2 protein-coding genes are annotated in these 2,502 nt (G+C 59.8%); both read left to right on the top strand.

The window, feature by feature from the left end:
- Positions 1–141 precede the first annotated feature (141 nt).
- Complete coding sequence (gene tnpB, locus AB4090_RS14920) at positions 142–792, top strand: IS66 family insertion sequence element accessory protein TnpB (RefSeq protein ID WP_369574667.1); 651 nt, start codon at positions 142–144, stop codon at positions 790–792.
- Positions 793–841: 49 nt separating this feature from the next.
- Positions 842–2,470 carry an IS66 family transposase gene (locus AB4090_RS14915; RefSeq protein WP_369574666.1) on the top strand — a complete coding sequence of 543 codons (1,629 nt, stop codon included), beginning with the start codon at positions 842–844 and terminating at the stop codon, positions 2,468–2,470.
- Positions 2,471–2,502: the final 32 nt, after the last annotated feature.

The following is a 2,502-nucleotide window of genomic DNA, read 5'->3' as shown; positions in this document are numbered from 1 at the left end:
GGAGCAATCTTTCACCGCTCTGTTTCTCATGAACTGATGGCTTGGCAAATCGGGGGCGTCCATGTACGTCTAGCCAACCCACCTTTTCATTCTTGGTAGCTTATCCGATTCTCGCCTTGCGTTGAGCACGGAGGAACGGAGATGGCGAAGGAAGAGAAGCGAGAGATGTGGCGGCAGCGGGTAGAAGATTGTCAGGCCTCTGGGCTATCGGTTACGGCGTATTGCGATTCCGTCGTGGTATTATTGGCGCAAACGCTTTGCGGGCAGCGAGGTCTCGCCGGTAGAAGAGACATCCAGCGCGGGGTTCTTGCCGGTCACGCTGACACCCCTGCGGGTTTCGTCGTCGCCGGTGGAGGTACAGCTCTTGTCGGGGCGGAGCCTGAAGTTCTCTGTGCCGGTCGATGCGCAGTGGCTGCAGACGCTGGTGCAGGTGCTGGAGCGCCCATGTGGCTGAGTCCGGGGGTACAGATCTGGTTGGCTGCGACACCGGTGGACATGCGTCTGGGCTTTGATGGTCTGGCCGCCAAGGTGCATGGGGTATTGGCCGCCAATCCCTTTGGTGGGCAGGCCTTTGTGTTTCGCAATCGCCGCGGTGATCGCTTGAAGTTATTGCTCTGGGATGGCTTGGGGTTTTGGCTCCTGTATCGCCGCCTGGACCAAGGGCGTTTGCACTGGCCACGCGCAGAGGGTGGCGCCATGGAACTCTCTGCGGCACAGTGGGCGATGCTGGTCGAAGGACGTCCGTGGACACCCCTGCCGAGCCTGCAGAAATGTGCGCCAACACAGGTCTAAGCTATTGGAAATACTGGTATAAGTGCTTTGGTTTTGGTATACTTCTTCCATGGCAAGCACACCTCCCATTGTCCTTCCCGACAGCCCCGAAGCCCTGCGCAACCTCGTGCTGAACCTGCTGCAACAGCAGGAAGAACGCGAGGCCGAACGCGCCGCGGAAGTCGCCCGGATTCTCGCTGGACGTGATGTCGAAACGGCACATATCCTCGCCCAGAAAGACCACGATATTGCCGCCCGTGATGCCAACATCGCCCACCTGAAAATGATCATCGCCAAGCTCGAACGTTGGCGCTTTGGCAAACGTTCGGAAAAGCTCTCGCCCGATCAGCTCAGCCTTTGGGAAGAGACCCTGGAAACCGAAATCGCTGTAATGGAAACCACCATCGATGAGTTGCCGGTAACAGAGACCTCTCGCACGCCACGCAAGCGTCGGCATCCGGGGCGGACGGTGCTTCCAGACACCCTGCCGCGGGAAGAGATCCACCACCATCCCGCAACTTGCACCTGCTCGGAATGTGGTGGCGATCTGGTCCAGATCGGCGAAGAGGTGACGGAAAAGCTCGACTATGTCCCCGGCCACTTCCGCGTCCTGCGCCACATCCGCCCCAAGATGGCTTGCCGTCCTTGCAGTACCCTGGAAAGCCCGGACCTGCCGGCCCAGGTAATCGACAAGGGGCGCCCAACTGCACGCCTGATTGCCCAGGTCATTACCGCAAAGTATCTCGACCACCTGCCTTTGTATCGGCAAGAACAGCAATATGCCCGTCTGGGGGTAGCGCTCTCCCGAGCGACTCTGTGCAGTTGGCTGGGGCAAGGCGAATTCTGGCTGCAGATCCTCGCGGGGGCCTGCAAAGAGAGCTTGCTCCAGGGGCAGATTCTGCACACCGATGAAACCTCCCTCCCGGTCCTGCACCCCGGCAACGGCAAGACGCAAAAAGCCTATCTCTGGGTCTACCGCAGTCAGGCGGATGCCGAATACCCCATCGTCGTCTTCGACTACGCCCCCAATCGCCAGGGGATCCATCCGCAGACCTTCCTGGGGGCCTGGAAAGGGATCCTCCAGACCGATGACTATGCTGGCTATGATGCCCTGTATCGGAAAGGAGAGATCATCGAGGCGGGTTGTTGGGCGCATGTGCGCCGACACTTCTACGACGTGAACCAGGCCGCACCTAGTGCGGTGGCCCAGGCAGCGTTGCTGCGCATCGCCAAGCTCTATGAGGTCGAAGCCCAGATCCAGGACGACCCGCCAGAACGAAAAGCCACCTTGCGCCAGCAACGGGCAGGCCCCTTGCTGGAAACCTTCCATACCTGGCTGAGCGAAGTACAGCGGCAAGTGGCGCCGAAGAGCGCGATTGCCAAGGCCATTGGCTATGCCTTGAAGCGCTGGCCAGCACTGACCTTGTACCTCACCGAAGGTCATCTCAGCATCGACAACAACCCGGTAGAACGTGCCATCCGTGGCGTGGCCATTGGGCGCAAAAATTATCTCTTCGCGGGCAGCGACGCCGGAGGCGAACGCGCAGCCTCCATCTACACCCTGATCGAGACCTGCAAGCTCAATGACGTCGACCCCTTCGCCTATCTCTGTGATGTCCTCGAAAAACTGCCGACCTGGCCCCACCATCGCCTGCAAGAACTCCTGCCCTTCCACTGGGAAAAACCCAGCGTAGCGTGACCATCACCTTCCTGTTAGGTGGGTTGGCTGGA

It is taken from the genome of Acidithiobacillus sp. IBUN Pt1247-S3 (genome assembly GCF_041146875.1).
Taxonomy (GTDB): Bacteria; Pseudomonadota; Gammaproteobacteria; order Acidithiobacillales; family Acidithiobacillaceae; genus Igneacidithiobacillus.
This window is presented reverse-complemented; position numbering and strand designations above follow the sequence as displayed.

What these genes read in the sequence shown, in the direction of transcription:
- tnpB (WP_369574667.1), top strand. Translation starts at nt 142, where the DNA reads ATGGCGAAGGAAGAGAAGCGAGAGATGTGGCGGCAGCGGGTAGAAGAT.
- AB4090_RS14915 (WP_369574666.1), top strand. Translation starts at nt 842, where the DNA reads ATGGCAAGCACACCTCCCATTGTCCTTCCCGACAGCCCCGAAGCCCTG.